Here is a 26147-nt window from a genome sequence, read left to right as displayed (position 1 = left end):
TCGCCGCCACACAAGTACAGTCAAGTGTGTCGATAGTGAGTATTAAGTCAACGCGGTCATAACCGCTTTCTGATAGGCCGGACGCTGTTTCAGGCGTTCGTACCAGGCTTGCAGATGAGGCTGTGGTGCGCGCTCGATCGGCATCTCGAACCAGGCATAAATGAAGCTGCCCAGAGGAATGTCGCCCATGCCGATCTCATCGCCGGACAGGTACGGTTGGGTCGCCAGCGCCTGATCGGCCATGGACAGCAGGCCATCGCACTCCTTGATCGCAGCGTTGATGGCCGGCCAGTCCTGCTTGTCTTCCGGGGTGCGCAATACGCCCCAGAACACCGTGCGGAACGGCCCGGCAAAACTTGAAGTGGTCCAGTCCATCCACTTGTCGGCAGAAGCCCGGGCCTGCAGATCCTCTGGATACCAGGCGGTGCCGTTGGCGTGGCGAGCCATCAGGTAACGCACGATGGCGTTGGATTCCCACAGCACGAAACCATCGTCTTCAATCACCGGCACGCGGCCATTGGGGTTCATCGCGCGGTACTCCGGCGTATCGACAACACCAAAGGCGCCGCCCGCATCGATGGCTTCATAAGCCAAGCCCAGCTCCTCGGCGGCCCACAAAGGTTTTCTGACATTCGACGAGTTTTTCCGACCCCAGATCTTCAGCATGACCGCCTCTTTATGGATGAATGCGCAGGCAGCATACGCCGGATCAGGCGCGACTCAAATCGCTCTGCATGTCACCCAGCTGCACGGGCAGCGTGTCGCTGAACAGATGCGGATAGCACTTTTCCAGGTGCTCGAAAAAGAACGCTTCAGGCACGTCGGTGAACTGGCCGTGGTCGATCAGGTATTCCATCAATTGCTCGCCGTCGCGATTGAACGGATGGAAAACACTGTCGTTGATTCCGTCGAATTCCAGTGGTGCGACATTGAACAGTTCGCACAAGGCTTGGTTGAACGCTGGCGTGGCTTTGACCCAGCGACCATTCAGATACAGCTCCGTATAGCCGTGCATGGCGAACACATCGCTCTTGAGCAATTCAAGCAACCGCGGCGTCGACAAATGATTGCGCACATCCGCCAGACCGATCCGCGCGGGAATCCCGCAATGCCGGGCTGCACCTGCCAGCAGCGTGGCTTTGGGTACGCAATAACTCTCCCCCGCCGCCAACGCATAACTGCCGCGCAAGGTGCCCGGGTCGCGACTGAAGGTGTAAGGGTTGTAACGCACGGCTTCGCGCACGGCGTAATAGAGATTGATCGCCTGCTCTAGAGGATCGCGACGGCTGCCGCGATGTTTTTCGGCGAACTCCACCACCGAGGGGTGGTCACTATCGATGAAGCGGCCGGGACTCAGATACTCGTGCATGAGAACAATCTCCTGGGGAAGCCACGAGTCTAAGCGACACGTTCAGCACAGAGATAACGACGTTTCGGCCAAACATGGACGCTTTGCCGCCCGCCCAACGAACGATTTCCGCGGCCTGTTGCCCACTGGGCCTACAAAACTCATCCATGGTTTCCCACGAATTCAATCACATCGCTCTGACCGCCCTGTTTTGCGGATGCCGTCTAAGCTCTGAAAGTTGGTTTTGCCCTGGTTTCACGGAGGATTAAATATGCTGCTGTTGTGGATACTGGTTCTGGTTGTCGGGATTGCTTTTTTAGCCCACCGTCGTGTCGCCCCGCTGCCCGCCCTGTGCGTCGTTGCCGTTTACGTGGTGGCGATGGGCGCGTTCAGCCGCGCGCCAGGCTGGTTGCTGCTGGTTTTCTGGGTGTTGATCGCGGCCGTGGCTGCGCCATTGTTGTTGCCCGACCTGCGCCGCAAATACTTCAGCGCGCCGCTGTTCAGCTGGTTCCAGAAAACCCTGCCGCCGATGTCGCAAACCGAACGCGATGCAATCGATGCCGGCACGGTGTGGTGGGACGGCGAACTGTTCAGCGGTCGCCCGGACTGGAAAAAACTACTGTCCTATCCAAAAGCGCAGCTGAGCGAAGAGGAACAGGCCTTTATCGACGGCCCGACCGAAGAACTCTGCGCCATGGTCAGCGACTGGCAGATCGGTCAAACCATGGACCTGCCTCCCGAAGCCTGGGCCTACATCAAGGAAAACGGCTTCTTCGCCCTGATAATTCCCAAGGAGTTTGGCGGCAAAGGTTTCTCCGCCTATGCCCACTCTCAGGTGGCGATGAAGCTGGCGACCCGCAGCGGCGACCTTGCCTCTACCGTGATGGTCCCCAACTCCCTCGGCCCGGCCGAACTGCTGCTGCATTACGGCACCGACGAGCAACGCAATCACTACCTGCCACGACTGGCGCGCGGCGATGACATCCCGTGCTTCGCACTGACCGGCCCACTGGCCGGCTCTGATGCCGGCTCCATGCCCGACACCGGGGTGATCTGCAAAGGTGAATGGGAAGGCAAGGAAACCTTGGGCCTTCGTCTGAACTGGGAAAAGCGTTACATCACGCTGGGACCGGTTGCCACCCTGCTCGGCCTCGCGTTCAAGGCCTACGACCCGGATCACCTGCTGGGTGAGGAGGAGGACCTGGGGATCAGTCTGGCGTTGATCCCGACCGATACCGCCGGTGTTGAAATCGGCCGCCGTCACTTGCCGTTGGGCGCTTCATTCATGAACGGCCCGAACTCCGGCAAAGATGTCTTCGTACCGTTGGAGTTCCTCATCGGCGGCCAGGAAATGATCGGCAAAGGCTGGATGATGCTGATGAACTGCCTGTCGGTCGGGCGTTCGATTTCGTTGCCAGCGGTCGGCACCGGCGCCGCCAAGTTCACCAGTCTGGTGACCGGCCAGTACGCTCAGGTCCGTGAACAATTCAACGTTCCACTGTCAGCCTTCGAAGGTATTCAGGAAGCGATGGCGCGCATCGGCGGCAACGCCTGGATGATGGACGCCGCGCGGATGCTCACCGCCAATGCGGTGGATTTGGGCGAGAAGCCGTCGGTGCTGTCGGCGATTCTCAAGTACCACCTCACTGAACGCGGCCGCGAGTGCATCAGCCACGCCATGGATGTTCATGGCGGCAAGGCAATCATCATGGGGCCGAACAACTACCTTGGTCGCAGCTGGAACGGCGCGCCGATTTTCATCACCGTGGAAGGCGCGAACATTCTCTCGCGCAACCTGATGATCTTCGGTCAGGGTGCGATTCGCTGCCATCCCTTCGTGCTTAAGGAAATGGCCCTCGCCGGTCGTCAAGACAAGGACCAGGCACTCACCGAGTTTGATGGTCTGCTGCTCAAGCACATCGGTTTCGCCGTGGGTAACGCCGCCAGCACGCTGGTGCTGAACCTTGGTTTCGGTCACTTCGAACACGCGCCAGGCGACAAGCTCAGCCAGGGTTACTTCCGTGCCCTCAATCGCCAGGCTGCTGCGTTCGCCATGCTCGCCGACCTGAGCATGATGCTGCTGGGCGGCGAATTGAAACGACGCGAACGTCTGTCGGCGCGTCTTGGGGATGTGCTCAGCAACATGTACCTCGCCTCCGCCGCGCTCAAGCGTTACCACGACCTCGACTCACCGGAGCACATGGCACCGCTGTTTACCTGGGCCATGGAAGAAAGCCTGGGGCAGTCGGAACGAGCGCTGGATGAACTGCTGACCAACTTCCCGAACAAGGTGCTGGGTTGCCTGTTGCGAGTGATCGTGTTCCCGTTCGGTCGTCGTCACAAAGGGCCATCGGACAAACTCGGCGCCGAAGTGGCGGCGGTGATCGGCCGCGCCAAGGGCGATCCGACCCTGGAAGAGTTGCTCGGCGGTTGCTACCGGCCGCAATCCACCGATGACCCGGTCGGCGCCCTGCAACATGCGTGTAACCTGCTGAGTGCCGCGCAACCGCTGCGCAAAAAGCTTCATGTCGCACTCAAAAGCGGCCAGATCAAACCGGTCGCCGGGGAACACGTCATCGATGCAGCGCTTGAAGCTGGCGTGTTGCAGCCCGTGGAAGCGCAGACCCTGCGTGACGCCGAAGCGGCGCGGCGCAAGGTGATTGATGTCGATGATTTCGACAAAGACGAACTCGCGCTGGCCGACGGAAAGGTCCGCTGATCCTGTAAAAATGGGCGCAGGAGCTTTATACTCCCGCGCCCGTTTTGCTCTTGAGGACTTATCTCGTGTCCAATGTCGTTGCCGATCATCTTGTCTTGCTCGACCACCTGCGCAGCATCCTGGTCGCCGTAGGTGAGGCCGAACAGGTTCCCGAAGAAAGCCATGCCTTGTTCCTCGAGCGCTTCGACGAACTGCGTGCGTTGCTGCCGGTCGACCCGATCGAAAGCCAATACCTGGGCCAGGACATTCTGTGCCAGGTGATCACCCGCTACCCGCAAATCGCCCACCTGGTCCCGCGTGACCTGCTGTGGTACTTCGCCGGTGACTGCCTGCATTACATGCCCGACGATGAAATCGACTTGTACCAGGCGCTGGAAGAACGTCGTTTCGAAGCTGAACAAAACGACGAACCGTTCGACTGGAACCAGGAAAAACAGCTGCTGGCGATGTCGAAAGACGACAGCAAGCACTGATCCTCGGTCAGAAACGCAAAAGGCCCGCATGGTGATTCATGCGGGCCTTTTTTTGTGTTCGGAAGATCAAAAAATCGCAGCCTTCGGCAGCTCCAGGGGGATCGCGTTTCAACTGTGAGCTGCCGAAGGCTGCGATCTTTTGATTTTCCCCTTCAGAGCAACCCATCACTCTCCGGTAACTCATACTCCGCCGCGCCCCTAACCGAGCCACTCAACTTGCCCGGCTTGCTCAGGGTCGGTTCCTTCTCCAGGCACTCCACCAGATAGTCGATCAGCACCCGTAACTTCGGTGGCAAATAACGGGTTGGCGAATGCAGCAACCAGGCACCGCCGTGGTATGACGCCAGAAAGGTCCAGTCCGGCAGCACCTGCACGATCAGCCCCTGCTCCAGCGCATAACGTGCGGTGAAGTACGGCAGGCTGCCAATCCCGATGTGCTGCAACACTGCACCCAAGCGCACGCCGGTGTGATTGGCCGCATAACGTCCGCGCACACCAACGGTGACAGCCTTGGTGCCTTTCTTGAATTTCCAGCGTGCATCGCTCGGGGTTTCGCCCAGATAGATGCAGCTGTGGTTGAGCAAGTCGTGGGGATGGGTCGGTGTGCCGTGTTCGGCCAGGTATTGCGGCGTTGCACAGAGCATATGATCGATGGTGAGCAATTGCCGCCCGACCAGTCCGGCAGGTGGCCGATCTGTAATTCGAATCGCCAGATCAACGTTGTCGTCGATCAAATCCACCTGGCGGTCCTCAAGCAACAGCTCCACATCCACTTTGGGATAGCGACGCAAAAATTCCGGCATATGCGGATGAATCACAAAACGCCCCACCGCCTTCGGCACGCTGACGCGCACCAGTCCTTCCGCTTCATGGGTGAACTGACCGCTGATTTCCATCACTGACTTGGCTGCGCTGACCATCTCCTGGCAACGCTTGAACACCTCTTCGCCACCGTCGCTCAAGCGCAACTTGCGCGTGGTTCGTTGCAGCAAACGGGTGGCGAGCGCCTTCTCCAGGCGCGAAATGCTGCGACTGACCGCCGAGGGAGAGGAACCCAACTGGCGTGCGGCCTCGGAGAAGCTGCCAGTCTCGACAACCTTGACGAAAATCGCCATTTCACCGAGCAGCGGTAGTGGAAGATTTATGCTCACAGCGCAACAGTCCTTTGATGTTTGAACGGATTATCACGCAATTCCACGCTCCATATAATAAAAAATAGAATTGTTAATAAGGGCATGGAATATGACGCTTCGCCTCTTTTTCCATAGTGATGACCTCAAGGCCAATGTGGAAGTCCTGGATTGCACGCCCCATGAGAACGAATTTGCCGTGGTGCTGCGCGCCACATTGTTTCATCCCCAAGGCGGAGGCCAGCCCTTTGACACCGGCTGGATCGGCGAAAGCCGGGTACTGCGCGTGGTTCAGGATCCGGACCGGATCATTCATTTCGTCGACCATCCGGTAAAACCGGGCATGACTCAGATTCGGGTCGACGAACAACGCCGCCAATTCAATTCACGCATGCATTCCGCCGGCCACCTGATCGGCCACTTCGTCCAGGCCATGGGCTGGATGCCGATCAAGGCTCATCACTGGCCGGGCGAAGGACGCGTGCAATTCAAACCGGCAGAGTCGGCAAAAGAGGTTGATGCCGAGATGATTCAGCACGGCATCGAGCAGTGGGTCGCCCATGATTTGCCGCGCCTGACGTCGATGCGTGAAGGCGCCCGGGAAATCGGTTTCGGTGAACTGCCCGCCTACGGCTGCGGCGGCACCCATGTACGTAGCCTGAAGGATTTGGGCACGGTCACGATCGCTTCCCTTTCACTGAAGAAGGGAACGCTGTCAGTCCACTACAGCGTGGATTGAGCATTTGGGCGATGCCGTTCCTGTCATCGCCTGACGCCGGGGGAACCTGCGGTCGCGGGTTCTGTTGACTATCTGATAGATGGACCTAAGACATGATGCTTGACGTCGAGCGTCTCGATGAGACGTGCATAAAAAAACTGGCCAATGGAGAAGTCCTCGCCATCCGCGTCAAAGGCCTGTTGCCCAAGCCGCTGGCGATTCAGATTGGCGACAAGATCCTCGCCCCAGGCTTCGAAGGCTATATCAATGCGCCGAGCATCGGTCGCATCGGCATGGCGTTTTATGAAGCGGAAAACCAGCCGCTGCTGATCGAAGATTATTTCGAACGCGCCACCCGCAACATTGCGGAATTGCGCAACCGGTGTGCGCCCTATTCGTCCCCCGTCGACACCCTGCGCTGCATGCTCGACGAGTCCTGGCCGGCGGGTGCGCACCTGGAAAATCTCTACGGTCGCAAGATGTATGTCGGGCTGTCCCGGGTGGTGAAACCCGGGATCTGTTTTCTGGCCCACCACGACATTTTCGCCAAGGACGCCCCGGACAGTTACCAGGCCAGAAGCCTGGAAGCGCAGTTCGCCTGCAATGTTTACCTGAACATGCCCGCCGAGGGCGGTGCACTGCAGATGTGGGACCACGACATCTCCCCGGACCAGTTCGACGAAATGCGTGGCGACAGTTACGGCATCGATCCGGCGCTGCTCGGGACTCCGGCCCTGGAGATTCTTCCCGAGCCGGGTGATTTCATCATGTTCAATTCGCGCTGCATGCACTCGGTGACACCGGGTGTGGCTGATCCGCGCTTGAGCCTTTCGTTCTTTGTCGGCTATCGCGGCAATGCTTCACCCCTTACTTTCTGGAGTTGAGATGCTTTCGAATTACCTGGGCGAGTTTCTGGCGCTGGCAACTATCCACTTTCTGGCCGTGGTTGCACCCGGACCGGACTTCGCAGTGACCATCCGTCAGAGTGTGCGCTTCGGTCGACTGGTCGGGATTTGCACGGCGTTGGGCATCGGTGCGGGCATTTCCGTGCACGTGCTTTACACCTTGCTCGGGGTCGGCGCCCTGATGCACACGACGCCTTGGCTGCTGACGGTGGCCAAGGTTGTGGGGGGCGCTTACATTTTGTACCTCGGTGTCAGCCTGTTGCGCAGCAAACCCAAGACCATACTGGAAGGCGACAAGCCTGACGAACCGGTCGTAGAACAAACATTGCTGAAGGCATTTACCACCGGATTCCTGACCAACGCGACCAACCCGAAAGCCACACTGTTTTTCCTGGCAATCTTCACCACCATCATCAGCGCCACAACGCCACTGAAGATCCAGGCGCTTTACGGAATCTGGATGTGTTTTGTGAATGCGCTGTGGTTTGTGATCGTCGCGCTGTTCTTTTCCAGTGCCCGGGTACGGCTGCTGTTTATGCGCATGGGGCACTGGTTCGAACGCACCATGGGGGTAATTCTGATCCTGTTCGCCGGGCGCTTGATTCTATCGATGTAAAACCTGCGCCCATGCAAAAGGCCCGCTCAGTCTGACTGGCGGGCCTTTTTCGTTTGTGCGCCGCTTTTGCGTTTCTGTGCGACAGATCCCACTTCGGGGACTCCCCTATCGCTCTCTCGTGGTGTTAGCTTGGTAACGTTTCTGTCTCATCGATCAGAAACTTCTCACAAACTGCCTGCAAAGGAATGCCTTCAACAATGAATTTCTCACTCAAGCACCTGGCCGCGTCAACCCTGATACTGGCCAGCCTTTCGTCGTTCACCCTGGCAGCGCACGCTAACATCACCCCGCAACAGAGCGCAGCCATCCTCAAGACCTTCGGGGACGCATCGGTAACGGATTTCAGGCAGTTCCTGGGTGGGTTGGCCAAAAGCGACATCGCCAAAACCGACGACCTCGGCCCGGCCATCAGTGCCTTTCTCGACAACAAGACCCTTTCCCCTGAGCAACTGAACGAAATCCATCGCCTGCTTGGCCTTTATGCACGAGTGAAGTACGGCGCCGCTGCCACCGAATCCTTGCGCGAGCTGGTGGAAATCCCGACCTTCCGAGCGGACGGCGTTGACCAGCACGACAATCCCGAATTCATCAAGATCGCTGACAAGATCAAGGGCCTGGCCCAGGCCTTCGACCTGAATTTCCGCAACATCGACAACCGCGTCTATGAAATCTCCCTGGAAGGCAGTGGCGATGAAGTCGTGGGCATTCACGCGCATGCCGACGTGGTACCCGTGACGCCGGAGAACTGGGTCCTGAAAGACGGCACCAAACTCGATCCGTTCAAGGTCACCCTGATCGGCGACCGCATGTATGGTCGCGGCACCGAGGATGACAAGAACGGCATCGTCGTGGCGCTCTACGCCATGAAGGTCATCAAGGAAGAAAAACTGCCGCTGGCGAGGAATTTCAAGCTGCTGGTCGACACCACCGAAGAAACCACCGGCGACGCCATCCCTTATTACTTCGAACACAACCCGACGCCGAACTACAACCTGGCGCTGGATGGCGGCTATCCGGTGGTGATTGCCGAGAAAGGCTATGGCACAGTCATGGCCAACTTCCCGCGACGTAATGGTCAAGGCAAGGGCGCCGAAATCATCTCGATGACTGGTGGGATGGCCACCAACCAGATTCCTTCTGCTTCGGTGGCCACCCTTGTCACCGACAAGCCCGCCGAACTGGCCGCCAGCCTGCAGAAGGCTGGTACGGATTTTGCCAAGCGCAATGGCGGTAACTTCGAGGTAAACGCCAAGGTCGACGGCAAGGACGTCAAGCTGACCGTCACCGGTGTTTCCGCTCACTCCTCCGAGCCCGAGTCCGGTGTTAACCCAGTGGCCAGGATGCTGGGCTTCATCCATAGCGTTGATGGAAAAGTCGCGCTGAAGCACAACCACATCACTGATGCTGCCCGCTACGCCGCCGACAACTGGGGCCTGGATTACCTGGGTGGCAAATTGGGGGTCGGCTTCTCCGATGCCTTCATGGGCCCACTGACCACTTCCCTGACCTTTGTCGGGATGGATGACAAAGCCTTCAAGCTCGCGGTCAACCTGCGCGTGCCGAAGGGCGAGTCCCCGGAAGCGCTCAAGGCGAAAATTGCTGAAAAGATTGGCGCCTGGAGCAAGAAGACCCACGTAGCGGCGACCTTCACCTACTCGATCGCCGAGCCGATGTACCGCAATCCTGAGGGTGAATGGGTCAAGGCGTTGCTGGCTGTGTCCACTGAAAACCTGGGCATGGAGCATAAGTTCGGCTCTTCCGCCGGCGCCACCTCGGTGCATGAGTTGCCCAATGGCGTGCAGTTCGGCCTGGCCAGGCCAGAGGTCAAGTACACCGGTCATACCGACAACGAGTTCAAGACTGTCGACCAGTTCCTGCTGGATCTGCAGATCGTGACCGAGATGATGGGTCGTATCGGGCAGTTGCCGAAGCTCTGATGCTCTTTCGGACCCGCTGTTATGGCGGGTCCGACGCAAACAAAAAAAGGACCTTAAGGTCCTTTTTCATGAATGACGCACAAACAAAAACGCCGCTCATTGCTGAGCGGCGTTTTCGTTAAATATGGAGCGGGAAACGAGACTCGAACTCGCGACCCCGACCTTGGCAAGGTCGTGCTCTACCAACTGAGCTATTCCCGCAAATGGCGTCCCCTAGGGGACTCGAACCCCTGTTACCGCCGTGAAAGGGCGGTGTCCTAGGCCACTAGACGAAGGGGACACGCTAACTGAAACACATGGTGTGTATTTCAGTGCCCAAATCCGCATCCGAAGATACCGGTTCTGGTTTCACTCAGCCCTGCCCGAAAGCAACGCTGTTTAAAATTGGAGCGGGAAACGAGACTCGAACTCGCGACCCCGACCTTGGCAAGGTCGTGCTCTACCAACTGAGCTATTCCCGCATTGGCGTCCCCTAGGGGACTCGAACCCCTGTTACCGCCGTGAAAGGGCGGTGTCCTAGGCCACTAGACGAAGGGGACACACGTACAACATTCACTCCCTACCGCGTTTCGCTGTGTGCTTTACGCTGTAAGTGGCGCGCATTCTATGGATGGATTGAGGGGTCGTCAACCCCCAGATATAAATTTATTTAAATCAATGACTTCGCCCTGCTTTGAGACACTAATCCGACCTTTCCGTCGTCCGGCGTTTGACGCCTATATTCTGACACCCGCCAAGACGTTATAGTCCACCCACGCCAAAAATGATGGCAATGTGCACCTCGCACGCTATTACTTATATAAGCAGGAACGCGGCCGATACAGACAGTGCAGTAGCCGATTCAACTCGCCGAGCGGCGCTATGCGTCCCAATGCCAAGCCACTACACTCGCACGCGAACCCCATAAAGAGGTCTTACCGGTGACACCACTCATGATCACCCTGCTAGTCGTAGCCGGGATCGCACTATTGATCGCCATTGGCTACATGAACCATGTGGTGGAAAACAATAAGCTGGAAAAGGCCCGCGCCAAGGTTGAGCTCAACGATCGTCTGCGTCGTTGCGGCGAAATCACCGAGACCTTCCCCGGCCAGTTGATGACACCGGCGCTCAAGCTGCTGTTGACCCGTCTGGAACTGAACGTCTGCCAACGCCTGCTCCATCTGGAAAAAACCAGCTCCAACCTCAAGGCACGAATTGGCGAACTGAGCGTATTGGTCGGCCAAGGCGAATCGATCCCGGTCAACAACCCGCCGGCACCGATCCAGACCGAAGCCAAAGCCAAGGACGTACGTTTCCTGCTCGAAGCCCTGCACGGCCAAATCACCCGCGCCGCACAGGACGGCTTCCTGCCAACCAACGAAGCCAAACGCTGGATCCGCGAAGTTCGCCACATCCTGGTCCTGCTGCACATCGAATTCTTCAACAACCTCGGCCAGCACGCCCTGCAACAGAACCAGCCCGGCCAGGCCCGCCTGGCGTTCGAACGCGGCGTGCAATACCTGCGCAAACAACAGGAACCCCAGGTCTACGCCGAACAGCTGGAATACCTGGAAAAACTCCTGGCTCGCGCCAACGCACAAGTCATGGACAACATCGCCCCGGTAGAAGGCGAAGTGAACCAACTGACCGAAGGCCTCAAAGACGTCGAGGCCGATGCGGACTGGAAGAAAAAAGTGATCTACGACTGATCAGAGAAAGCAGAAAAGAGAGCCACCTGAACAGGTGGCTTTTTTATGCGTCACGTTTGATGGGCGTGTACAGCCAGGATAGAAAGGTCGACTATCAGGCCGCCTTCGCGGGCAAGCCCGCTCCCACAATGAAGCGGCGTACATCCGGACAAACAGGTCGGCCGGTAGGCCGCCTCGGACCGCTTTTGATCCACCCGCCCCTTCGGGAGGCTGAGTGGAGGTGTTCATCTGGGGGGCAGGCGCGAAGCGCCGTGCGGCGAAGCCGCACACATCGAGAGGAGGTCGAAGCGAAGCCGACCGGAGGCGATGCCCCCAGATGAATGCCGGAACGAAGGAACGCCGAGCCTAGGCGAGGGGCCGGACGCTCGGGGCGAGACCTTTGCTTCCTTTGGGGCGTTTGCCAAAGGGAGTCGCCGTAAGGGCGAAACCATTAGCAGCCGTTACCGCAGCAACGGATATGTACACAGAAAAGAATCAAAGCCGAAAATGCCCCACCATCCCCTTCAACTCAACCCCCAACTGCGCCAACTCAATACTGGAAGCCGCATTCCCCTGCATCGCCAACGAAGACTGATCCGCACTGGCACGAATACTCGTGACACTGCGATTAATCTCCTCAGCCACTGAACTCTGCTCCTCGGCAGCCGCTGCGATCTGCTGGTTCATCTGCTGAATCAATGACACCGACGCTGCAATACTCCCCAGCGCACTCTCAGTCTGCAACGCATCACTCACCGCCAGCTTCACCAGCTCGCCACTGTTCTGAATCTGCTGAACAGAAGACTGAGCCGCCGAGCGCAAGGCGCTCACCAGTCGTTCAATCTCCTCGGTCGATTGCTGAGTACGCTTGGCCAGGGCCCGCACTTCATCGGCCACCACCGCAAAGCCCCTGCCCTGTTCGCCGGCTCGAGCCGCCTCGATGGCGGCGTTGAGGGCCAACAGATTGGTCTGCTCAGCCACACTCTTGATGACGCTCAGCACTGTGCCGATGTTCTGGATTTCCGCACTCAAACTTTCGATGCTCGAACTGGCCGAGGTGGCGGAATCCGCCAACTGTTCGATCCGCGCCATGCTCTGGCGCACCACCTGCTGGCCACTTTCAACCTTGCCGTCCGCCGTCTGCGCCGCCTGGGCGGCCTCCTCCGCATTGCGCGCAACGTCGTGCACAGTGGCGGTCATCTGATTCATCGCGGTAGCGACCTGTTCGGTTTCTTCCTTCTGGCTGCTGACTTCAAGATTGGTCTGCTCGGTCACCGCCGACAGCGACTGCGCTGAACTGGCCAACTGTTCGATACCTGCCTGCAAACCGCTGACAATGCTGCTAAGCCCCGCGCCCATCTGCTGCATGGCCTGCATCAGCTGCCCGATCTCATCACGACGGGTCACTTCAACCGTCGCACTCAAATCGCCAGAAGCAATCTGTTGAGCAACACGGATCACACTGCGCAGCGGTGCCACGATCAACCGGGTAATCACCCAGGCCGCAATCAGCCCGACCAGCAGCGCCAGCGCCGAGGAACCGATGATCAGCAGCGAGTTCTTTTTCAACTCCGCCTGCATCGACTGGTCTTCGGCGACATAGGCCTGATCCACCCGCTCCACCACCTGAGCGGCGCGCTGATGCAGCTGTTGATAAACGGTTTTTTCCTGCGCCAGCAGGCCGGTGTACTCGGCAAGTTTTTCGCTGAATCCGCCGATGTGCCCGACCACTTCATTGAGGACCGTCTGGTAACCCTCATCCTTGACCGTGGTTTTCAGCTGCTCGGCCTGGGTCAGTGCCTGGTCGGCCTGCTCGATCTTGCCCTGCCCTGCGCTGTCGTCGCCCTTGCGGCTCTGGTCCAGGCGTACACGTGCTTCGTTCATGGCTTGCAACATCAACCGCGACACCTGGCTGACCTGACTGGCCTGTTCGATGAACTGCCCACCGTCCTTGCCTTCGGATTCCTTCAAGGTATAAGCGCCGTCATCGGCCAGCCCGGCCTGCAGCACGTCGAGATTATTAGCCACGCTGGACACCGACCAACTGGCCATCTCCAGCGCCAGGTCCTTGGCCTGGCTGAGCGAGACGAACTCGTCAAAGGCCTTGCGGTAAGCCCCCAAGGACTGCTCGACGTCATTCATCACCGGCACGTTGGCCGCAGACGCCGCTTTCAGTTGGGTTGCCAGGGCGATCAGGCCGTCAACGCCCTCGCGCAGCGCATCAGCGGTTTTCGGGTTGCCGTGCAAGGCGTATTCCTGCTCGAGCAGTCTCACCTTGAGCAAACCGCTGTTGAGCGATGACATCTGCTTGAGCCCGTCGAAGCGCTGGCTGATGGTTTGCAGGGACCATACGCCGATGGCCGCCACCAAGGCGGTCAACAGCAGCACCAGTACAAACCCGACACCCAGTTTTTTCGCCATACCGAGGTTGGCAAAACGTCCTTGCACGGCCGAAATCATTGCACTTAGTCCCCTGACATAGTCTGTTGACGCAGATTCGCAACGGGCCTGTATCAACACAAGTCTCTGGCGTCTGAATAATGGCAAAAAGCTACGCTTACGTCGTTTTCAGAACGCTTGAGGTCGATCCCGAGCGGTGGCCTGAAAAAACGCCCGGGCTCGCGGATCACAGGCATAGGCCACATTGATACGCTGCCAGTCACTGGCCTCTGCGGTGGGACTGAATGCCGTCGAAGAAGACAACAGGACACCGAAGCGCTGGGCTTGTTTGCGCACCTGAGCGTAGTCGGACATCCGCGATCGCGCCCAGATGAACAGGCCTCCGACCGGCTTGCCGAAAACCTCCCATTCGGCGTCTTCAAGCACTTGCAACGCAGCCCCCCTGTCATTGTTCAAACGCTGGCGCTGGCGCTGGACCAATTTGCGGTAGGCACCGCTGGCTAAAAGGCTTGCCAGCACCGACTCGCAAAACCGTGAAGTGCCCATGCTGCTGATCATCTTGACCTCGGCCAACCGCGAAATAACCCCGGCACCGGCCACTACAAAACCGACCCGCAACGAACTGCTGAGGGTTTTGGAGTAGCTGCCGACGTAGATCACGTTGTCATCGATACCCAACGCAGCGAGGCGCGTACCGGGGCCGCTGTACAAATCCGCATAGACGTCATCCTCGATTACCAGAAGACCATAGGTTTTGGCCAGTTGCACAACCCGCTGCGCCACCGCCGGCGCCAGACTGCTGCCAGTGGGATTGTGATAGAAGCTATTGATGAAGATCCCGCAGGGTCTGTACTTGACCAGCAGCGCCTCAAGCGCTTCAATGTCCGGCCCGCGCGGGGTTCGCGGCACCTCGATCATGCTGACACCGTGCAGCCTGAGCAAATCGAACAGCAAGCAATAACCGGGATTCTCCACCACCACGCAATCACCCGGCTTGAACAAGGTCCGCACGATGAGGTCCAGCCCCTGGCTGGCCCCCGCCGTTGTCAGGATCCGGCTTTCCTCCACCAGGATATCGAGCTGTTTCAGCCGTTTGTTGATCTGCTGGCGCAAGGCTGGCAGGCCCAGCGGCGTGCTGTAGTTGAACAGGCCGGCCATGTCGGTGCGGCTGACCTGGCGGATCGCGTAGCTCAGGTCGTCAGTTTCGCGCCAGCTCTCGGGCAGTCCGCCACACCCCAGTTTGAGTTCGCCCGAGGTGGCGCCCTGTTTTATTTCTGCCCCCTCGAACCAGGGGCAATCCTGTTGCCCCTGAGCGGCCAGCGCTGGCATGGCGACAACGAAGCCAGCGCCATGACGCGACGCCAGCACCCCTTGAGCCACCAGACGCTCACAGGCCTCAACGACGCTGGACTGACTGAGCAAATTGATCCGGGCGATTTGCCGCACGGAAGGCAAACGCGTCCCCGGTGGCACCTCGCCACGGCAAAGCCAGCAGGCTAGCGCGTCGACGATTTGCTGTACGACCGGCACCAATGCCTGTCGATCGATTCTCAACTCCATGAGCAAGCAAACTCCTGTCCGTTTTGCGGGAAACAGTTAATCACAGGAGCGGTCAATCAGCTGTGCGACAACGCCGCTAAAACCGTCGGTTCTAACCATTTGAAACACATTGTCCGACACCTTTAAGGAACCGAAAAAAAACCCGCACAATTGCGGGTTTTTTCCTACGTTCCAGTGCCTGGTTTCAGAACGCCGTGACGCCACCGTCCACCGCCAGTGAATGCCCTGTGGTGAACGCTGCGCCGTCGCTGCACAGGTACAGCACCGCACTGGCGATTTCCTCGACTTTGCCGATGCGCCCGACCGGGTGCATGGCATTGGCGAACTCGCCTTTTTTCGGGTCGGCTTCATAGGCACGGCGGAACATGTCGGTGTCGATCACTGCCGGACACACCGCGTTCACCCGAATCTTTTTCTTGGCATATTCGATGGCCGCCGATTTGGTCAGGCCGATCACCGCATGTTTCGACGCCGCGTAAATGCTCATCTTCGGCGCAGCCCCGAGACCGGCTACCGAAGCGGTGTTAACGATTGCACCGCCGCCCTGGGCCAACAGCAATGGCAACTGGTACTTCATGCACAACCAGACGCCTTTGACGTTGACGCCCATGATCGCGTCGAACTCGTCGACCGTGCCTTCGGCCAGTTTGCCTTTCTCGATCTCGATGCCGGCATTGTTGAAGGCATAGTCGAGACGGCCGTAGGTATTGATCACCTCGTCCATCAGATTTTTTACATCGCTTTCCAACGTGACGTTGCAGCGCACGAAGGTGGCTTCACCGCCAGCTGTATGAATCAGCGCCACCGTGCCCTCACCACCCGCCGCGTCCAGGTCGGCCACTACCACTTTCAAGCCTTCAGCGGCGAACGCCTGGGCGGTCGCGCGGCCAATGCCATTGGCGGCGCCCGTGACAACGGCGACCTGGCCAGAAAACGTCATGCTCATTGTTATGTCCTCGAAGAGAAGATGCGGGGGATCGCGTGTTCGCAATCTAGCCACAAGGGCCTGCGGCGAGGCAGCACTATCAGAAGGCCGGTTGGGTGGCCATGAGTGACAGTGATAAAACCACCGGTTCGACTATCACTGCACTGGATCGATATGCATTCGCCGCATCAGCCAAACTTGCGGCATCGATCATGAAGGTCTATCAACAAGTCTTCATTCATCTTGAGTGCCTGTCATGACTACCCAGACCAATCGCCAGTTCCTGCTCGCCAAACGTCCGGTGGGCGCGGCGACCCGCGAGACCTTTACCTATCAAGAAGTACCGGTCGGCGAACCGGCTGCGGGTCAGATCCTGGTCAAAAACGAATACCTGTCCCTGGACCCTGCCATGCGTGGCTGGATGAACGAGGGCAAGTCCTACATCCCGCCGGTCGGTATCGGCGAAGTGATGCGCGCATTGGGCGTAGGCAAAGTCGTTGCCTCGAATAATCCGGGTTTCGCGGTCGGGGACTACGTCAACGGTGCCTTGGGTGTGCAGGATTACTTCCTCGGCGAGCCACGAGGTTTCTACAAGGTCGATCCGAAACTGGCGCCTCTGCCGCGCTATCTGTCGGCGCTGGGCATGACCGGGATGACCGCCTATTTCGCCCTGCTCGATGTCGGCGCGCCAAAGGCTGGCGACACCGTGGTGCTGTCGGGCGCGGCCGGTGCAGTGGGCAGCATTGCCGGGCAGATCGCTAAAATCAAAGGTTGTCGCGTAGTCGGCATTGCCGGGGGCGCGGACAAGTGCCAGTTCCTGATCGACGAACTGGGTTTTGACGGTGCCATCGATTACAAGAACGAAGACGTCCACGCCGGCCTCAAGCGCGAATGTCCGAAAGGCGTCGATGTGTATTTCGATAACGTCGGCGGCGACATTCTCGACGCGGTGCTGGGTCGCCTGGCCATGAAGGCGCGGGTGGTGATCTGTGGCGCCATCAGCCAGTACAACAACAAGGAAGCGGTCAAAGGTCCGGCCAACTACCTGTCGCTGCTGGTCAACCGCGCGCGGATGGAAGGTTTTGTGGTGATGGACTATGCCGCACAGTTCGCCGCCGCCGGACAGGAAATGGCCGGCTGGATGGCCAAGGGGCAGCTCAAGAGCAAGGAAGATATTGTTGAAGGACTGGAGACGTTCCCGGAGACGCTGATGAAGTTGTTCAGCGGCGAGAATTTCGGGAAGTTGGTGTTGAAGGTTTAACCCAACATTTGAGGTGACCACAAAACCAATGTGGGAGCGGGCTTGCTCGCGAAAGCGGTGTGTCAAGCGACATTGATGTCAACTGATACACCGCTTTCGCGAGCAAGCCCGCTCCCACATTTTGATCTTCAGTGTTTGATCAGGCGATTTCGGCTACAACGGCCGCCAACGCCTTGGCCGGATCCGCGGCCTGGCTGATCGGACGGCCGATCACCAGATAATCGGAACCGGCATCCAGCGCCTGACGCGGGGTCAGAATGCGGCGCTGATCGTCCTGGGCGCTGCCCGCCGGACGAATCCCCGGGGTCACCAGTTGCAGCGACGGGTGCGCCGATTTCAGGGCCTGAGCTTCCATAGCCGAGCAAACCAGACCGTCCATCCCGGCTTTTTCCGCCAACGCGGCCAGGCGCAACACTTGCTCCTGCGGCTCGATATCCAGACCGATACCTGCCAGATCTTCACGCTCCATGCTGGTCAGCACGGTCACGCCAATCAGCAGTGGTTTCGGACCGGTGCGCTGGTCGAGCACTTCGCGGCACGCGGCCATCATGCGCAAACCACCGGAGCAGTGCACATTGACCATCCACACGCCCATCTCAGCAGCCGCCTTGACGGCCATGGCGGTGGTGTTCGGGATGTCATGGAACTTGAGGTCCAGGAACACTTCGAAACCCTTGTCACGCAGGGTGCCAACGATTTCCGAAGCGCAACTGGTGAACAATTCTTTACCGACTTTGACCCGGCACAGCTTCGGGTCCAACTGATCGGCCAGCTTCAGTGCGGCGTCACGGGTGGGAAAATCCAGGGCGACGATAATAGGAGTCTGGCAGGCGGACATGAGTGGGCTCTCAGGCAGGTCGAAATCGGCGCGCATTGTAGCGGAACCAGCGCCTCTGCGGGACCCGATGATCGGTAATTCGTCGAGGCGGCTCAAGCAAGACTAGCCCTTGCACCCATTGTGTCGAGTCGGATACACACATGACACGCCTGCAACACCCTTCAACGTTACCTTCGGCAGCCGCAACACGTCCTTACAGCACTTCCCGCCTCCGGGCCGGACGCCTATGCTGAAACCACAACCTCGCAGCCCATCTTTGTGGTTGGCAGCCTACCTGGCAGATGAACGCACGCATGCACAACCTCCACGCACCTGTGAACGACGATCAAAAAGCGCCCGGCGACGACAAACGCTGGAGCATTCGTGCCCTGATCGTCGACGATGACGTCCCGATCCGCGAACTGATGATCGACTATCTGGCCCGGTTCAACATTCACGCCAGCGGCGTCACCGATGGCGCCGCGATGCGCCTCGCGCTGCAAGCGGAGCATTTCGACGTGGTGGTGCTCGACCTGATGCTGCCCGGCGAAGACGGTTTGTCGCTGTGCCGCTGGCTACGTGCCGAATCGGACATCCCGATTCTGATGCTCACCGCCCGCTGCGAACCCACCGACCGGATCATCGGCCTGGAACTGGGCGCCGACGACTACATGGCCAAGCCGTTCGAACCGCGAGAATTGGTGGCGCGCATCCAGACGATCCTGCGCCGGGTACGCGACGATCGCACTGAACAACGGGCCAACATCCGTTTCGACAACTGGCGCCTGAACAGCGTGCTGCGTCAGTTGATCGCCGCTGATGGTCTGGTGGTGCCGCTGTCCAACGCCGAGTTCCGTTTGCTCTGGGTGTTTATCGAACGTCCGCGCCGGGTACTCAGCCGCGAACAACTGCTGGATGCCGCTCGCGGTCGCTCGATCGAAGCCTTTGATCGCAGCATCGACTTGCTGGTCTCGCGCTTGCGCCAGAAACTCGGTGATGACCCGAAAGCCCCGCAGTTGATCAAGACCGTTCGCGGTGAGGGTTATCTGTTCGACGCCCGAGACATCGGCTGATGCGTGCGCGCTTCGATACGCTCTTCGGCCGCCTGTTTGGCATGCTGCTGGTGGCGATCATCCTGGCGCACTTGTTGGCGTTTTTCTGGTTTCACTATTACGGCCCACCGCCGCCCCCGCCGCCGTCGGGGTTTTCCGAAAACTTCGACGGACAGCGCCCGCCGATGGACCCGCGCTTCGGAAATCGGCCACCGCGGCCGTGGTTCGGCGGCCCCTTGGTGCCACTGACCTTTCAACTGGTCTCGCTGATCATCGCCGCCTGGTACGGCGCCAAACTGCTGAGTCGGCCGATCCAGCGCCTGAGCGATGCGGCCGAGCGACTGAGCGAAAACCTCGACAGCCCGCCTCTGGATGAGTCCGGCCCACGGGAAGCACGGCAAGCGGCACACACCTTCAACAAGATGCAGCAACGCATTCGTGAACAAGTGCAGCAACGCTCGCGGATGCTCGGCGCCGTCTCCCACGACCTGCGCACGCCGCTGTCGCGGCTCAAGCTGCGGCTGGAGCAGATCGACGACAACAAACTGCAAGGCCAGATGCGTCAGGATCTGGACGACATGATCGGCATGCTCGACGCCACGCTCACCTACCTGCACGAGCAGCGCACCAGTGAGGTCCTGCAGTGGATGGACGTGCAGGCGCTGGTCGAATCCCTCAGTGAAAACGCCCAGGACCAGGGCGCCGATGTGCTCACCAGCGGCCACTGCGCGCCGCTGCAAGTGCAGCCGATGGCCTTGCGTTCGTGCATCAACAACCTGCTGGACAATGCCCTGCGTTATGCCGGGCAGGCCATGATTACGCTCGAAGACACGCGCGAAACCCTGGTGATCCGGGTTATCGACCATGGGCCGGGTATTGCGGCGGATAAACGTGAGGCCGTGTTCGAGCCATTCTTTCGTCTGGAAGGATCGCGCAACCGCAACTCCGGTGGCGTCGGGCTGGGCATGACCATCGCCCGCGAGGCGGCCGAACGCCTGGGTGGGCAGTTGAGCCTGGAAGAAACGCCCGGTGGTGGCCTGACAGCCGTTATCCGGTTACCTCGATCCGTGTAGCAGCTGGCGAAGCCTGCGTTCGGCTGCGAAGCAGTCGCTAGACCAGCCATCGCGGTGTTTCAGGACGATTGATATGGCAGGATTTACGACTGCTGCGCAGCCGAACGCAGGCTTCGCCAGCTGCTACACGAGCCCGTCGTATTCTGTGTACCGCTCGGTACAAACCTCACATACCCACGACAACTTGCCCCTTGAGGCTGCATAAGCCGGTGCACCCACCGGCTATCCATTCCAAGGAGTGAGCGCAATGATTGGTAGCGTCAGCAGTTACACGAGCTATACCAGCACCAGCAGCACCACAACCAGCACTGCCCGCAGTCAGCAGTTTCAGAAAGAGCTGCTCGCCAAACTCGACAGCAACAGCGACGGCGCGGTGGATCAGGATGAACTCAAGAGCGCCCTGTCGCAGAAAACCGACGACGGTCTGCTGGTCAGCCTCAGCAAGAATTTCGCCGACCTGGACAGCGACGAAAGCGGCAGCCTGAGCGGTGAAGAAATGGCCGCGATGGCCCCTCCGCCGCCACCGCCACGGGACCAGGCACCGAACACCGAACTGGCTGACGCGCTGATCAGCGCCCTGGACGCCGACGGTGACGGCGCCATCAGCAGCGATGAACTGAGCAACGGCCTGGCCAGCGCCGGCAGCAGCGCCGACAGCACAGAAATCTTCTCGGCCCTGGACAAGAACGAAGACGGCTCCGTCAGCCAGGACGAACTCGCCGCCAGCCTCGCCCCGCCTCCGCCGCCACCTCAACAAGTGTCCAGCGAAGAACTGTTCAGCCAGCTCGATACGGACAGCGACGGCAGTGTCAGTGCCACCGAACTGACCAGCGCGTTGCAGACCAGCAGCACCTCGTCGACCGGCACCGACACCAGCGCCGCGTTGCTCAAAGTGCTGGATAGCGACAGCAGTGGCGGCGTCAGCAGCGACGAGTTGAACGCGGCGTTGCAAGCCGGCCGCGAGCGTAACACCGACAGCTCCACCGATCAGTCGAACGTGACCGAAGCCCTGAACAAAATGATCGCCAACCTGAGCAAGCAGTACTCGCTCGACAACGTGGCGACCGTGGGCAAATACCTGAACGAGGCCACTTAAGTCAAAAGTCCACTGACCGTCCAGGGTTCAGTGGGCTTTAGGCTAACGACTCAGGGCCGGCGATCCTCAACCCGTGCCTGACTCTTGCTCCAGTCATTCAGCAGGCTGTAGGCCACCGCCAACAACGTCGGGCCGATGAACAAGCCAATAAACCCAAAGGCAATCAACCCGCCAAACACCCCGAGCAGGACAATCACCAATGGCAAATTACCGCCCCGGCTGATCAGGTACGGCTTGAGCACGTTGTCGACGCCACTGATGATGAACATCCCCCAAATTCCGAGAAACACCGCCATCCCGTACTCGCCCTTCCAGGCCAGCCAGGCCGTGGCCGGAATCCATACCAGCGGCGGCCCCATCGGAATCAGGCTCAACAAAAACGTGACGATCCCCAGCACCAGCGCCCCGGGCACCCCGGCAATCAAAAACCCGATCAACGCCAGAACCGCCTGGGCCGCCGCCGTCCCGATCACGCCGTTCACCACCCGCTGCACCGTGCCCGCCACCAATTCAATGTAATACCCGGCACGGTCACCAATCAGACGTTCCAGCAACCCGTGAACAAACGCAGCCAGACGCGGCCCGTCACGGTAGAAAAAGAACACGAAGACGATACTCAACGTCAGCTCGAGAATCCCGCCGCCAATCTGCGCACTGCGCGCCAGCAGCCAATTGCCGACCTGACCCAGGTATGGTTTGACCGCCAGCATCATCGCTGCGCCCTGCTGATCGATGCTGTTCCAGACCCCCACCAGCCGCTCGCCCACCAAGGGAATACTGCCCAGCCAGATCGGCGCTTCCGGCAGCCCGTCGACCTGCACATCCTTGATGAACGCCGTGGCGTCGCGCACATGATCCGCGAGGTTGAACCCCAGCCAGACCAACGGCAACGCCACCAGCAACATCCAGCCCAGCGTCAGCACTGCGGCCGCCAGAGATTCGCGACCATTGAGCAAACGCGTCAGCAAACGCATCAGCGGCCAGCTGGCAAACGCCAGCACCGCGCCCCAGAACAGCGCCGACCAGAACGGCGCCATCACCCAGAAGCTCGCGCCAAACAGCACCAGGAGCAGGATCTGCACCAACAGCCGATCGTTATTGATCATCTAAATCTCGAAAAAAGTCAGTTCGCAAAAGAGTAGGCGAACGCAGCGTGTACGTTCGCCTGATAAAGCTTATCGCAACAGTTGGATGTGCAAGCCAGCGCCGTCGACGCCACCTGCTTCCATCCTGGCGGTACGCACACCCTGCCCGATCAGTGCCTGACGCCAGGCTTCGGCCTTCGGCCCGGAAACACTGACCCGCAACGTGGTGTCCAGATTCAGCCCACGAGAGATCAGGCGCAGCCAGGTATCGTCAGGATCGCCGGTCAATTTGGGGAAATCTAGCTCACCGGTGCTTTTGAGCTCTCGAAGCAAGGTTGCAGAAGTCGGCAGCAAATCACCCAGCGGCGCAGCGGCGTCGAACTGTTCGACGTGCAGATACGCTTTGCGATTGCCTCGCGTGATGCTGTAAAGCGCCACCAGCGTGTTGTCTTGCGGGGCCGCGAGGCGCAACAGCAAATACGCTTGCTGATCATCAGCGCCATAAAGCTTGGCATTGCCGAAAACATCATTGGCCCACAGGCTGCTTTCGCCGCAATCACGGGCCTGGCACCAGAACAGCAACTGGGCGTCCTGCTTCTGCAAGGCTTCACGAGCGGCGGTGAAGGCCTCGGTGGAGGAATGCTCCGGTGGCAACTCGTAGGTTACCGAAGTGGTTTGCCCTCGGGCAGCGACCTGGCCGTCAAAGCGCAACTGGCCACTGATTTTGCGGATCGAGCCCAGTGGATAGATCCGCTCAAGTTCGGCGACCGGACGATAGTCAACGATCTGCGCATCGGCCATACGCGGCACGATCGGCAGGTCCTGACTGCCCGGGACATCGGCGGCAAATAACAGCGGACTGAAGCAACACAGCGCCAGCAGACTGAATGAACGCATGGATAGACTCATCGGATCAGCATGGCCTGGGCACCCTTGATGATACTGGCGTCATCGATGCGCTCAGGCACCAGCAAACCACGCTGTACCGCCGGACGCGCCTCCATGGTTGCCATCCAGCGCTGCAAGGCCGGCAGACCGTCGACCTCGACACCCGACCACTCATGGCCACGGACCCACGGATAAGTGGCGATGTCGGCAATGCTGTATTCACCGGCCAGAAACTCTACGGCTTGCAGACGCGTGTCGAGCACGTCATAGAGGCGGCGGGTTTCATGTTGATAGCGGTCGATGGCGCCCTGGAGCTTCTCCGGGAAATAACGGAAAAACACGTTGGCCTGACCCTGCATCGGGCCGATTCCACCCATCTGGAACATCAGCCATTGCAGGACCACTGAACGCCCCTTGGGGTCTTTTGGCAGCAGTTTGCCGCTCAGTTCAGCCAGGTAAATCAGGATAGCGCCGGATTCAAACACGGCGAAATCGCCGTTGGCGCGGTCGACAATCGCCGGAATCCGGCCATTGGGATTGATCTTGAGGAAGCCCTCGGATTTCTGTTCCTTTTTGTCGAAACTCAAGGCGTGCACCGTGTAGGGCAGGCCGAGTTCCTCGAGCACGATAGAGACCTTGTGGCCATTCGGGGTCGCAGCGGTGTAGAGATCTATCATGGTTGTCTCCCATTTCAACCCGCCCAGCCTCGACAGTTGCCCGGCGCAAGTCAAGGAACGGCGAAAAACCGATTGAAACAGTCTGCGACAAGGTCGGCACCGGGTTCGTCATTCAGGTGCAAATGATGACCGCCAGGCAGCTGTTCACGGCTAAAGGGTAGACGCTCCAGCAACTCGGGATGTTTGGCGAGCATGCCGTCGGCAGCCACCACCAGTTTTGCAGGACAACTGACCCGCTGGACGAATGCCATCGCCTGTTCGGTGGTCAGACGCAGCGGCGACGGTAACGTCAGGCGGTTATCGGTGCGCCAGGTATAACCGCCCGGCACCGGCATCAATCCACGCTGGGCCAGCAGTTCTGCGGCTTCGCGACTGACAGCGACCAAGCCTTTCATGCGCGCCTCGATGGCCCGGTCGAGCGTGTTGTAGACCGGTTTGCGCTTCTCCCGCAAATCCAGCTGCGCTTGCAGGGCCATGCCCATCCGTTCGGCAGCGTTTTCGCCTTTGTCTGTAGGAGGAATGATGCCGTCGATCAACGCCAGGTGGGTCACGCGTTCCGGCAGCGAACCGGCCAGCACCAGCGAAACGATCGCGCCCATGGAATGCCCCAGCAGGCCAAAGCGCTTCCAACCCAATTGCTCGGCCACTTGCAGCACGTCATGGGCGTAGTCCCACAGTGCGTAACCGGCACCGGGCGGCCGATGCCCGGAATGACCGTGACCGGCCATGTCCAGCGCGATAATGCGCAAGCCTTTGAGCTTCGGCGCCAGCCGGGCGAAGCTGTTGGCGTTGTCCAGCCAGCCATGCAAGGCGATCACCGGCATGCCGTCTTCGGGGCCGAACAAGTGCGCTGCCAACTCGATGTGCGGCAGGCTCAGGCGAACTTCTTCAACGACGTTGCTCATGCGCAATCCTGTTGGCGGCGACCTTCCCAACGGCTGAGCAGGTTCTTCAGCAGCGTAGCCGTGTCCTGGGGACGTTCGAGGGGAAACATGTGGCCGCCAGGCATGGTCAGGGACTCGCCCAGCGGCAAGCGCCCCACGAGGCTTGCGTGATGACGCATCACCACCCGGCTCTTGTGCCCCCGAACCACCGCCAGCGGCACTTTCAGTTGCCGTGTGCGGCCGGGACTGGTGTGCGGCACGCCACGGTAGATACTGATTTCCGTGGCCGGGTCGAAGCGCAGGCGCAACCTGTCGCCCACCTTGTGCAAGCCGTGTTGCAGGTAAGCGTCGAAGCATTCCGGGTCGAAACTGCGAAACAGGGTTTTGCCAGCGAAATAGAGTCGGGCCGCTTCCAGATCGGTGAACTCTTCCCGACGTCCCAACGTACGGCCGGCCGGGGTCAAGCGATCGATGAAACCGAAGCGTTTGGCGGCGCGGATCACCCATTGATCAGCGCGGGTCAGCACCGGCGAATCAAGCATCACCACGCCGCGATAGAGCTCAGGGCACCGCAACGCCGCGTGCAAATGCAGCACGCCACCGAAGGAGTGGCCGACGCCCCACACCGGTTCCGGTTGCTGCTTGAGGTGATGAATCAGCTCGTCGACCAGGTTGTACCAGTTATCGTCCGCCGGAAAACGCGGGTCATGGGCGTGCTGCTGCAGATGCGTCACCTGATACTCGGGCGCCAGCGCCGCGAACAACTTGCCGTAGGTGCCCGAGGGAAACCCGTTGGCGTGGGCGAAAAATATCTGTTGCGACATACCGGTGATCCATCAACGAAAACAAGGGTTGATTGTCCGTAAGACGGCGTCCTACAGCAATGACCGTAAGTGCCAGGAATGATGACAGT

24 protein-coding genes, 4 tRNA genes and 1 pseudogene are annotated in these 26147 nt (G+C 59.5%); 12 read left to right on the top strand and 17 right to left on the bottom strand.

Going from position 1 to position 26147, the window contains the following annotated elements; genetic code table 11:
* Positions 1-42 precede the first annotated feature (42 nt).
* Both ACMXYI_RS14440 and ACMXYI_RS14435 read right to left on the bottom strand, forming a co-directional pair.
* Positions 43-666, bottom strand: a complete 624-nt coding sequence (locus tag ACMXYI_RS14440; protein WP_415773693.1) for a glutathione S-transferase family protein — start codon at positions 664-666, stop codon at positions 43-45.
* Positions 667-709: 43 nt separating this feature from the next.
* Positions 710-1369 carry a transglutaminase-like domain-containing protein gene (locus ACMXYI_RS14435; protein ID WP_415773692.1) on the bottom strand — a complete coding sequence of 220 codons (660 nt, stop codon included), beginning with the start codon at positions 1367-1369 and terminating at the stop codon, positions 710-712.
* A 250-nt stretch (positions 1370-1619) separates the two neighbouring features.
* Between ACMXYI_RS14435 and ACMXYI_RS14430 the strand changes: the two genes are divergently transcribed.
* Positions 1620-4067, top strand: a complete 2448-nt coding sequence (locus tag ACMXYI_RS14430; protein WP_415773691.1) for an acyl-CoA dehydrogenase — start codon at positions 1620-1622, stop codon at positions 4065-4067.
* Between the two features lie 65 nt (positions 4068-4132).
* Entirely contained in the window at positions 4133-4540 is a 408-nt protein-coding gene (locus ACMXYI_RS14425; RefSeq protein WP_008152400.1) for a PA2817 family protein, read from the top strand.
* A 152-nt stretch (positions 4541-4692) separates the two neighbouring features.
* Here ACMXYI_RS14425 and ACMXYI_RS14420 read toward each other — a convergent pair whose 3' ends face one another.
* Positions 4693-5691 carry a LysR family transcriptional regulator gene (locus ACMXYI_RS14420; protein ID WP_415773690.1) on the bottom strand — a complete coding sequence of 333 codons (999 nt, stop codon included), beginning with the start codon at positions 5689-5691 and terminating at the stop codon, positions 4693-4695.
* 91 nt (positions 5692-5782) lie between these two features.
* Between ACMXYI_RS14420 and ACMXYI_RS14415 the strand changes: the two genes are divergently transcribed.
* The 4 genes from ACMXYI_RS14415 (at position 5783) to ACMXYI_RS14400 (ending at position 9846) form a co-directional block, all read left to right on the top strand.
* Positions 5783-6409: an alanyl-tRNA editing protein gene (locus ACMXYI_RS14415; RefSeq protein ID WP_415773689.1), complete on the top strand. Its 627-nt coding sequence runs from the start codon at positions 5783-5785 to the stop codon at positions 6407-6409.
* 92 nt (positions 6410-6501) lie between these two features.
* Positions 6502-7272 carry a 2OG-Fe(II) oxygenase gene (locus ACMXYI_RS14410; protein ID WP_415773688.1) on the top strand — a complete coding sequence of 257 codons (771 nt, stop codon included), beginning with the start codon at positions 6502-6504 and terminating at the stop codon, positions 7270-7272.
* 1 nt (position 7273) lies between these two features.
* Positions 7274-7909, top strand: a complete 636-nt coding sequence (locus ACMXYI_RS14405) for a LysE family translocator (RefSeq protein WP_415773687.1) — start codon at positions 7274-7276, stop codon at positions 7907-7909.
* Positions 7910-8106: 197 nt separating this feature from the next.
* Positions 8107-9846 (top strand): dipeptidase, encoded by a 1740-nt coding sequence (locus ACMXYI_RS14400; protein WP_415773686.1) that lies wholly within the window; start codon positions 8107-8109, stop codon positions 9844-9846.
* 125 nt (positions 9847-9971) lie between these two features.
* Here ACMXYI_RS14400 and ACMXYI_RS14395 read toward each other — a convergent pair.
* From ACMXYI_RS14395 to ACMXYI_RS14380, 4 genes are all read right to left on the bottom strand, one after another.
* Positions 9972-10047 (bottom strand) — tRNA-Gly (locus ACMXYI_RS14395).
* A gap of 3 nt (positions 10048-10050) precedes the next feature.
* Positions 10051-10126, bottom strand: a tRNA-Glu gene (locus ACMXYI_RS14390).
* Between the two features lie 105 nt (positions 10127-10231).
* A tRNA-Gly gene (locus ACMXYI_RS14385) sits at positions 10232-10307 on the bottom strand.
* A 2-nt stretch (positions 10308-10309) separates the two neighbouring features.
* Positions 10310-10385, bottom strand: a tRNA-Glu gene (locus ACMXYI_RS14380).
* A 393-nt stretch (positions 10386-10778) separates the two neighbouring features.
* Between ACMXYI_RS14380 and ACMXYI_RS14375 the strand changes: the two genes are divergently transcribed.
* A complete protein-coding gene (locus ACMXYI_RS14375; RefSeq protein ID WP_415773685.1) occupies positions 10779-11537 on the top strand; it encodes a hypothetical protein in 759 nt (252 codons plus the stop codon).
* 474 nt (positions 11538-12011) lie between these two features.
* Here ACMXYI_RS14375 and ACMXYI_RS14370 read toward each other — a convergent pair whose 3' ends face one another.
* From ACMXYI_RS14370 to ACMXYI_RS14355, 4 genes and pseudogenes are all read right to left on the bottom strand, one after another.
* A complete protein-coding gene (locus tag ACMXYI_RS14370; protein WP_415773901.1) occupies positions 12012-12875 on the bottom strand; it encodes a methyl-accepting chemotaxis protein in 864 nt (287 codons plus the stop codon).
* Positions 12873-13097: pseudogene (locus ACMXYI_RS14365) on the bottom strand (HAMP domain-containing protein); the annotation flags it as partial. The pseudogene ACMXYI_RS14365 and the gene ACMXYI_RS14370, both read right to left, overlap by 3 nt.
* A 987-nt stretch (positions 13098-14084) precedes the next feature.
* Complete coding sequence (locus tag ACMXYI_RS14360) at positions 14085-15476, bottom strand: PLP-dependent aminotransferase family protein (RefSeq protein WP_415773684.1); 1392 nt, start codon at positions 15474-15476, stop codon at positions 14085-14087.
* Positions 15477-15660: 184 nt separating this feature from the next.
* The gene (locus tag ACMXYI_RS14355; protein WP_415773683.1) at positions 15661-16422 is read right to left on the bottom strand and encodes an SDR family oxidoreductase; all 762 of its coding nucleotides are present in this window, start codon (positions 16420-16422) and stop codon (positions 15661-15663) included.
* A gap of 101 nt (positions 16423-16523) precedes the next feature.
* Between ACMXYI_RS14355 and ACMXYI_RS14350 the strand changes: the two genes are divergently transcribed.
* Positions 16524-16661 (top strand): hypothetical protein, encoded by a 138-nt coding sequence (locus ACMXYI_RS14350; protein WP_415773682.1) that lies wholly within the window; start codon positions 16524-16526, stop codon positions 16659-16661.
* A complete protein-coding gene (locus ACMXYI_RS14345; protein WP_415773681.1) occupies positions 16658-17662 on the top strand; it encodes an NADP-dependent oxidoreductase in 1005 nt (334 codons plus the stop codon). Before ACMXYI_RS14350 ends, ACMXYI_RS14345 begins: the two co-directional genes overlap by 4 nt.
* A 139-nt stretch (positions 17663-17801) precedes the next feature.
* On the opposite strand, the gene pyrF is transcribed toward ACMXYI_RS14345, so the two are convergent.
* On the bottom strand, positions 17802-18500 hold the full coding sequence (gene pyrF / locus ACMXYI_RS14340; protein ID WP_415773680.1) for an orotidine-5'-phosphate decarboxylase: 699 nt from the start codon (positions 18498-18500) through the stop codon (positions 17802-17804).
* 293 nt (positions 18501-18793) lie between these two features.
* Here pyrF and ACMXYI_RS14335 point away from each other — a divergent pair, with 293 nt between their 5' ends.
* From ACMXYI_RS14335 to xopAW, 3 genes are all read left to right on the top strand, one after another.
* Positions 18794-19552 (top strand): response regulator, encoded by a 759-nt coding sequence (locus tag ACMXYI_RS14335; RefSeq protein ID WP_033053235.1) that lies wholly within the window; start codon positions 18794-18796, stop codon positions 19550-19552.
* Positions 19552-20604 (top strand): sensor histidine kinase, encoded by a 1053-nt coding sequence (locus ACMXYI_RS14330; protein WP_415773679.1) that lies wholly within the window; start codon positions 19552-19554, stop codon positions 20602-20604. The genes ACMXYI_RS14335 and ACMXYI_RS14330 overlap by 1 nt, the downstream gene beginning before the upstream one ends.
* Positions 20605-20851: 247 nt before the next feature.
* Positions 20852-21700: a XopAW family type III secretion system calcium-binding effector gene (gene xopAW / locus ACMXYI_RS14325; RefSeq protein WP_415773678.1), complete on the top strand. Its 849-nt coding sequence runs from the start codon at positions 20852-20854 to the stop codon at positions 21698-21700.
* A 50-nt stretch (positions 21701-21750) separates the two neighbouring features.
* Here the strand turns inward: xopAW and ACMXYI_RS14320 are convergent, their stop codons facing one another.
* The 5 genes from ACMXYI_RS14320 to ACMXYI_RS14300 form a co-directional block, all read right to left on the bottom strand.
* Complete coding sequence (locus ACMXYI_RS14320) at positions 21751-22806, bottom strand: AI-2E family transporter (protein ID WP_056745051.1); 1056 nt, start codon at positions 22804-22806, stop codon at positions 21751-21753.
* Between the two features lie 69 nt (positions 22807-22875).
* Positions 22876-23682 (bottom strand): DUF4892 domain-containing protein, encoded by an 807-nt coding sequence (locus ACMXYI_RS14315; RefSeq protein ID WP_415773677.1) that lies wholly within the window; start codon positions 23680-23682, stop codon positions 22876-22878.
* 8 nt (positions 23683-23690) lie between these two features.
* Entirely contained in the window at positions 23691-24350 is a 660-nt protein-coding gene (locus ACMXYI_RS14310) for a glutathione S-transferase family protein (protein WP_415773676.1), read from the bottom strand.
* A gap of 50 nt (positions 24351-24400) precedes the next feature.
* Positions 24401-25255: an alpha/beta hydrolase gene (locus ACMXYI_RS14305; protein ID WP_415773675.1), complete on the bottom strand. Its 855-nt coding sequence runs from the start codon at positions 25253-25255 to the stop codon at positions 24401-24403.
* Positions 25252-26058, bottom strand: a complete 807-nt coding sequence (locus ACMXYI_RS14300) for an alpha/beta fold hydrolase (protein WP_415773674.1) — start codon at positions 26056-26058, stop codon at positions 25252-25254. Before ACMXYI_RS14300 ends, ACMXYI_RS14305 begins: the two co-directional genes overlap by 4 nt.
* Positions 26059-26147: the final 89 nt, after the last annotated feature.

Origin of the sequence: Pseudomonas lyxosi, assembly GCF_047758685.1 — a bacterium.
Classification (GTDB): domain Bacteria; phylum Pseudomonadota; class Gammaproteobacteria; order Pseudomonadales; family Pseudomonadaceae; genus Aquipseudomonas; species Aquipseudomonas lyxosi.
The sequence above is the reverse complement of the archived record's forward strand: the minus strand, read 5'-3'. Positions and strand labels throughout refer to the sequence as shown.

Coding starts and splice junctions, on each gene's coding strand:
- ACMXYI_RS14405 (WP_415773687.1), top strand. CDS start 7,274: ATGCTTTCGAATTACCTGGGCGAGTTTCTGGCGCTGGCAACTATCCAC.
- ACMXYI_RS14400 (WP_415773686.1), top strand. CDS start 8,107: ATGAATTTCTCACTCAAGCACCTGGCCGCGTCAACCCTGATACTGGCC.
- ACMXYI_RS14310 (WP_415773676.1), bottom strand. CDS start 24,350: ATGATAGATCTCTACACCGCTGCGACCCCGAATGGCCACAAGGTCTCT.
- ACMXYI_RS14320 (WP_056745051.1), bottom strand. CDS start 22,806: ATGATCAATAACGATCGGCTGTTGGTGCAGATCCTGCTCCTGGTGCTG.
- ACMXYI_RS14345 (WP_415773681.1), top strand. CDS start 16,658: ATGACTACCCAGACCAATCGCCAGTTCCTGCTCGCCAAACGTCCGGTG.
- ACMXYI_RS14375 (WP_415773685.1), top strand. CDS start 10,779: ATGATCACCCTGCTAGTCGTAGCCGGGATCGCACTATTGATCGCCATT.
- ACMXYI_RS14355 (WP_415773683.1), bottom strand. CDS start 16,422: ATGAGCATGACGTTTTCTGGCCAGGTCGCCGTTGTCACGGGCGCCGCC.
- ACMXYI_RS14330 (WP_415773679.1), top strand. CDS start 19,552: ATGCGTGCGCGCTTCGATACGCTCTTCGGCCGCCTGTTTGGCATGCTG.
- xopAW (WP_415773678.1), top strand. CDS start 20,852: ATGATTGGTAGCGTCAGCAGTTACACGAGCTATACCAGCACCAGCAGC.
- ACMXYI_RS14300 (WP_415773674.1), bottom strand. CDS start 26,058: ATGTCGCAACAGATATTTTTCGCCCACGCCAACGGGTTTCCCTCGGGC.
- ACMXYI_RS14350 (WP_415773682.1), top strand. CDS start 16,524: ATGAGTGACAGTGATAAAACCACCGGTTCGACTATCACTGCACTGGAT.
- pyrF (WP_415773680.1), bottom strand. CDS start 18,500: ATGTCCGCCTGCCAGACTCCTATTATCGTCGCCCTGGATTTTCCCACC.
- ACMXYI_RS14335 (WP_033053235.1), top strand. CDS start 18,794: ATGCACAACCTCCACGCACCTGTGAACGACGATCAAAAAGCGCCCGGC.
- ACMXYI_RS14410 (WP_415773688.1), top strand. CDS start 6,502: ATGATGCTTGACGTCGAGCGTCTCGATGAGACGTGCATAAAAAAACTG.
- ACMXYI_RS14315 (WP_415773677.1), bottom strand. CDS start 23,682: ATGCGTTCATTCAGTCTGCTGGCGCTGTGTTGCTTCAGTCCGCTGTTA.
- ACMXYI_RS14415 (WP_415773689.1), top strand. CDS start 5,783: ATGACGCTTCGCCTCTTTTTCCATAGTGATGACCTCAAGGCCAATGTG.
- ACMXYI_RS14360 (WP_415773684.1), bottom strand. CDS start 15,476: ATGGAGTTGAGAATCGATCGACAGGCATTGGTGCCGGTCGTACAGCAA.
- ACMXYI_RS14440 (WP_415773693.1), bottom strand. CDS start 666: ATGCTGAAGATCTGGGGTCGGAAAAACTCGTCGAATGTCAGAAAACCT.
- ACMXYI_RS14305 (WP_415773675.1), bottom strand. CDS start 25,255: ATGAGCAACGTCGTTGAAGAAGTTCGCCTGAGCCTGCCGCACATCGAG.
- ACMXYI_RS14435 (WP_415773692.1), bottom strand. CDS start 1,369: ATGCACGAGTATCTGAGTCCCGGCCGCTTCATCGATAGTGACCACCCC.
- ACMXYI_RS14430 (WP_415773691.1), top strand. CDS start 1,620: ATGCTGCTGTTGTGGATACTGGTTCTGGTTGTCGGGATTGCTTTTTTA.
- ACMXYI_RS14370 (WP_415773901.1), bottom strand. CDS start 12,875: ATGGGCGCGGGGCTTAGCAGCATTGTCAGCGGTTTGCAGGCAGGTATC.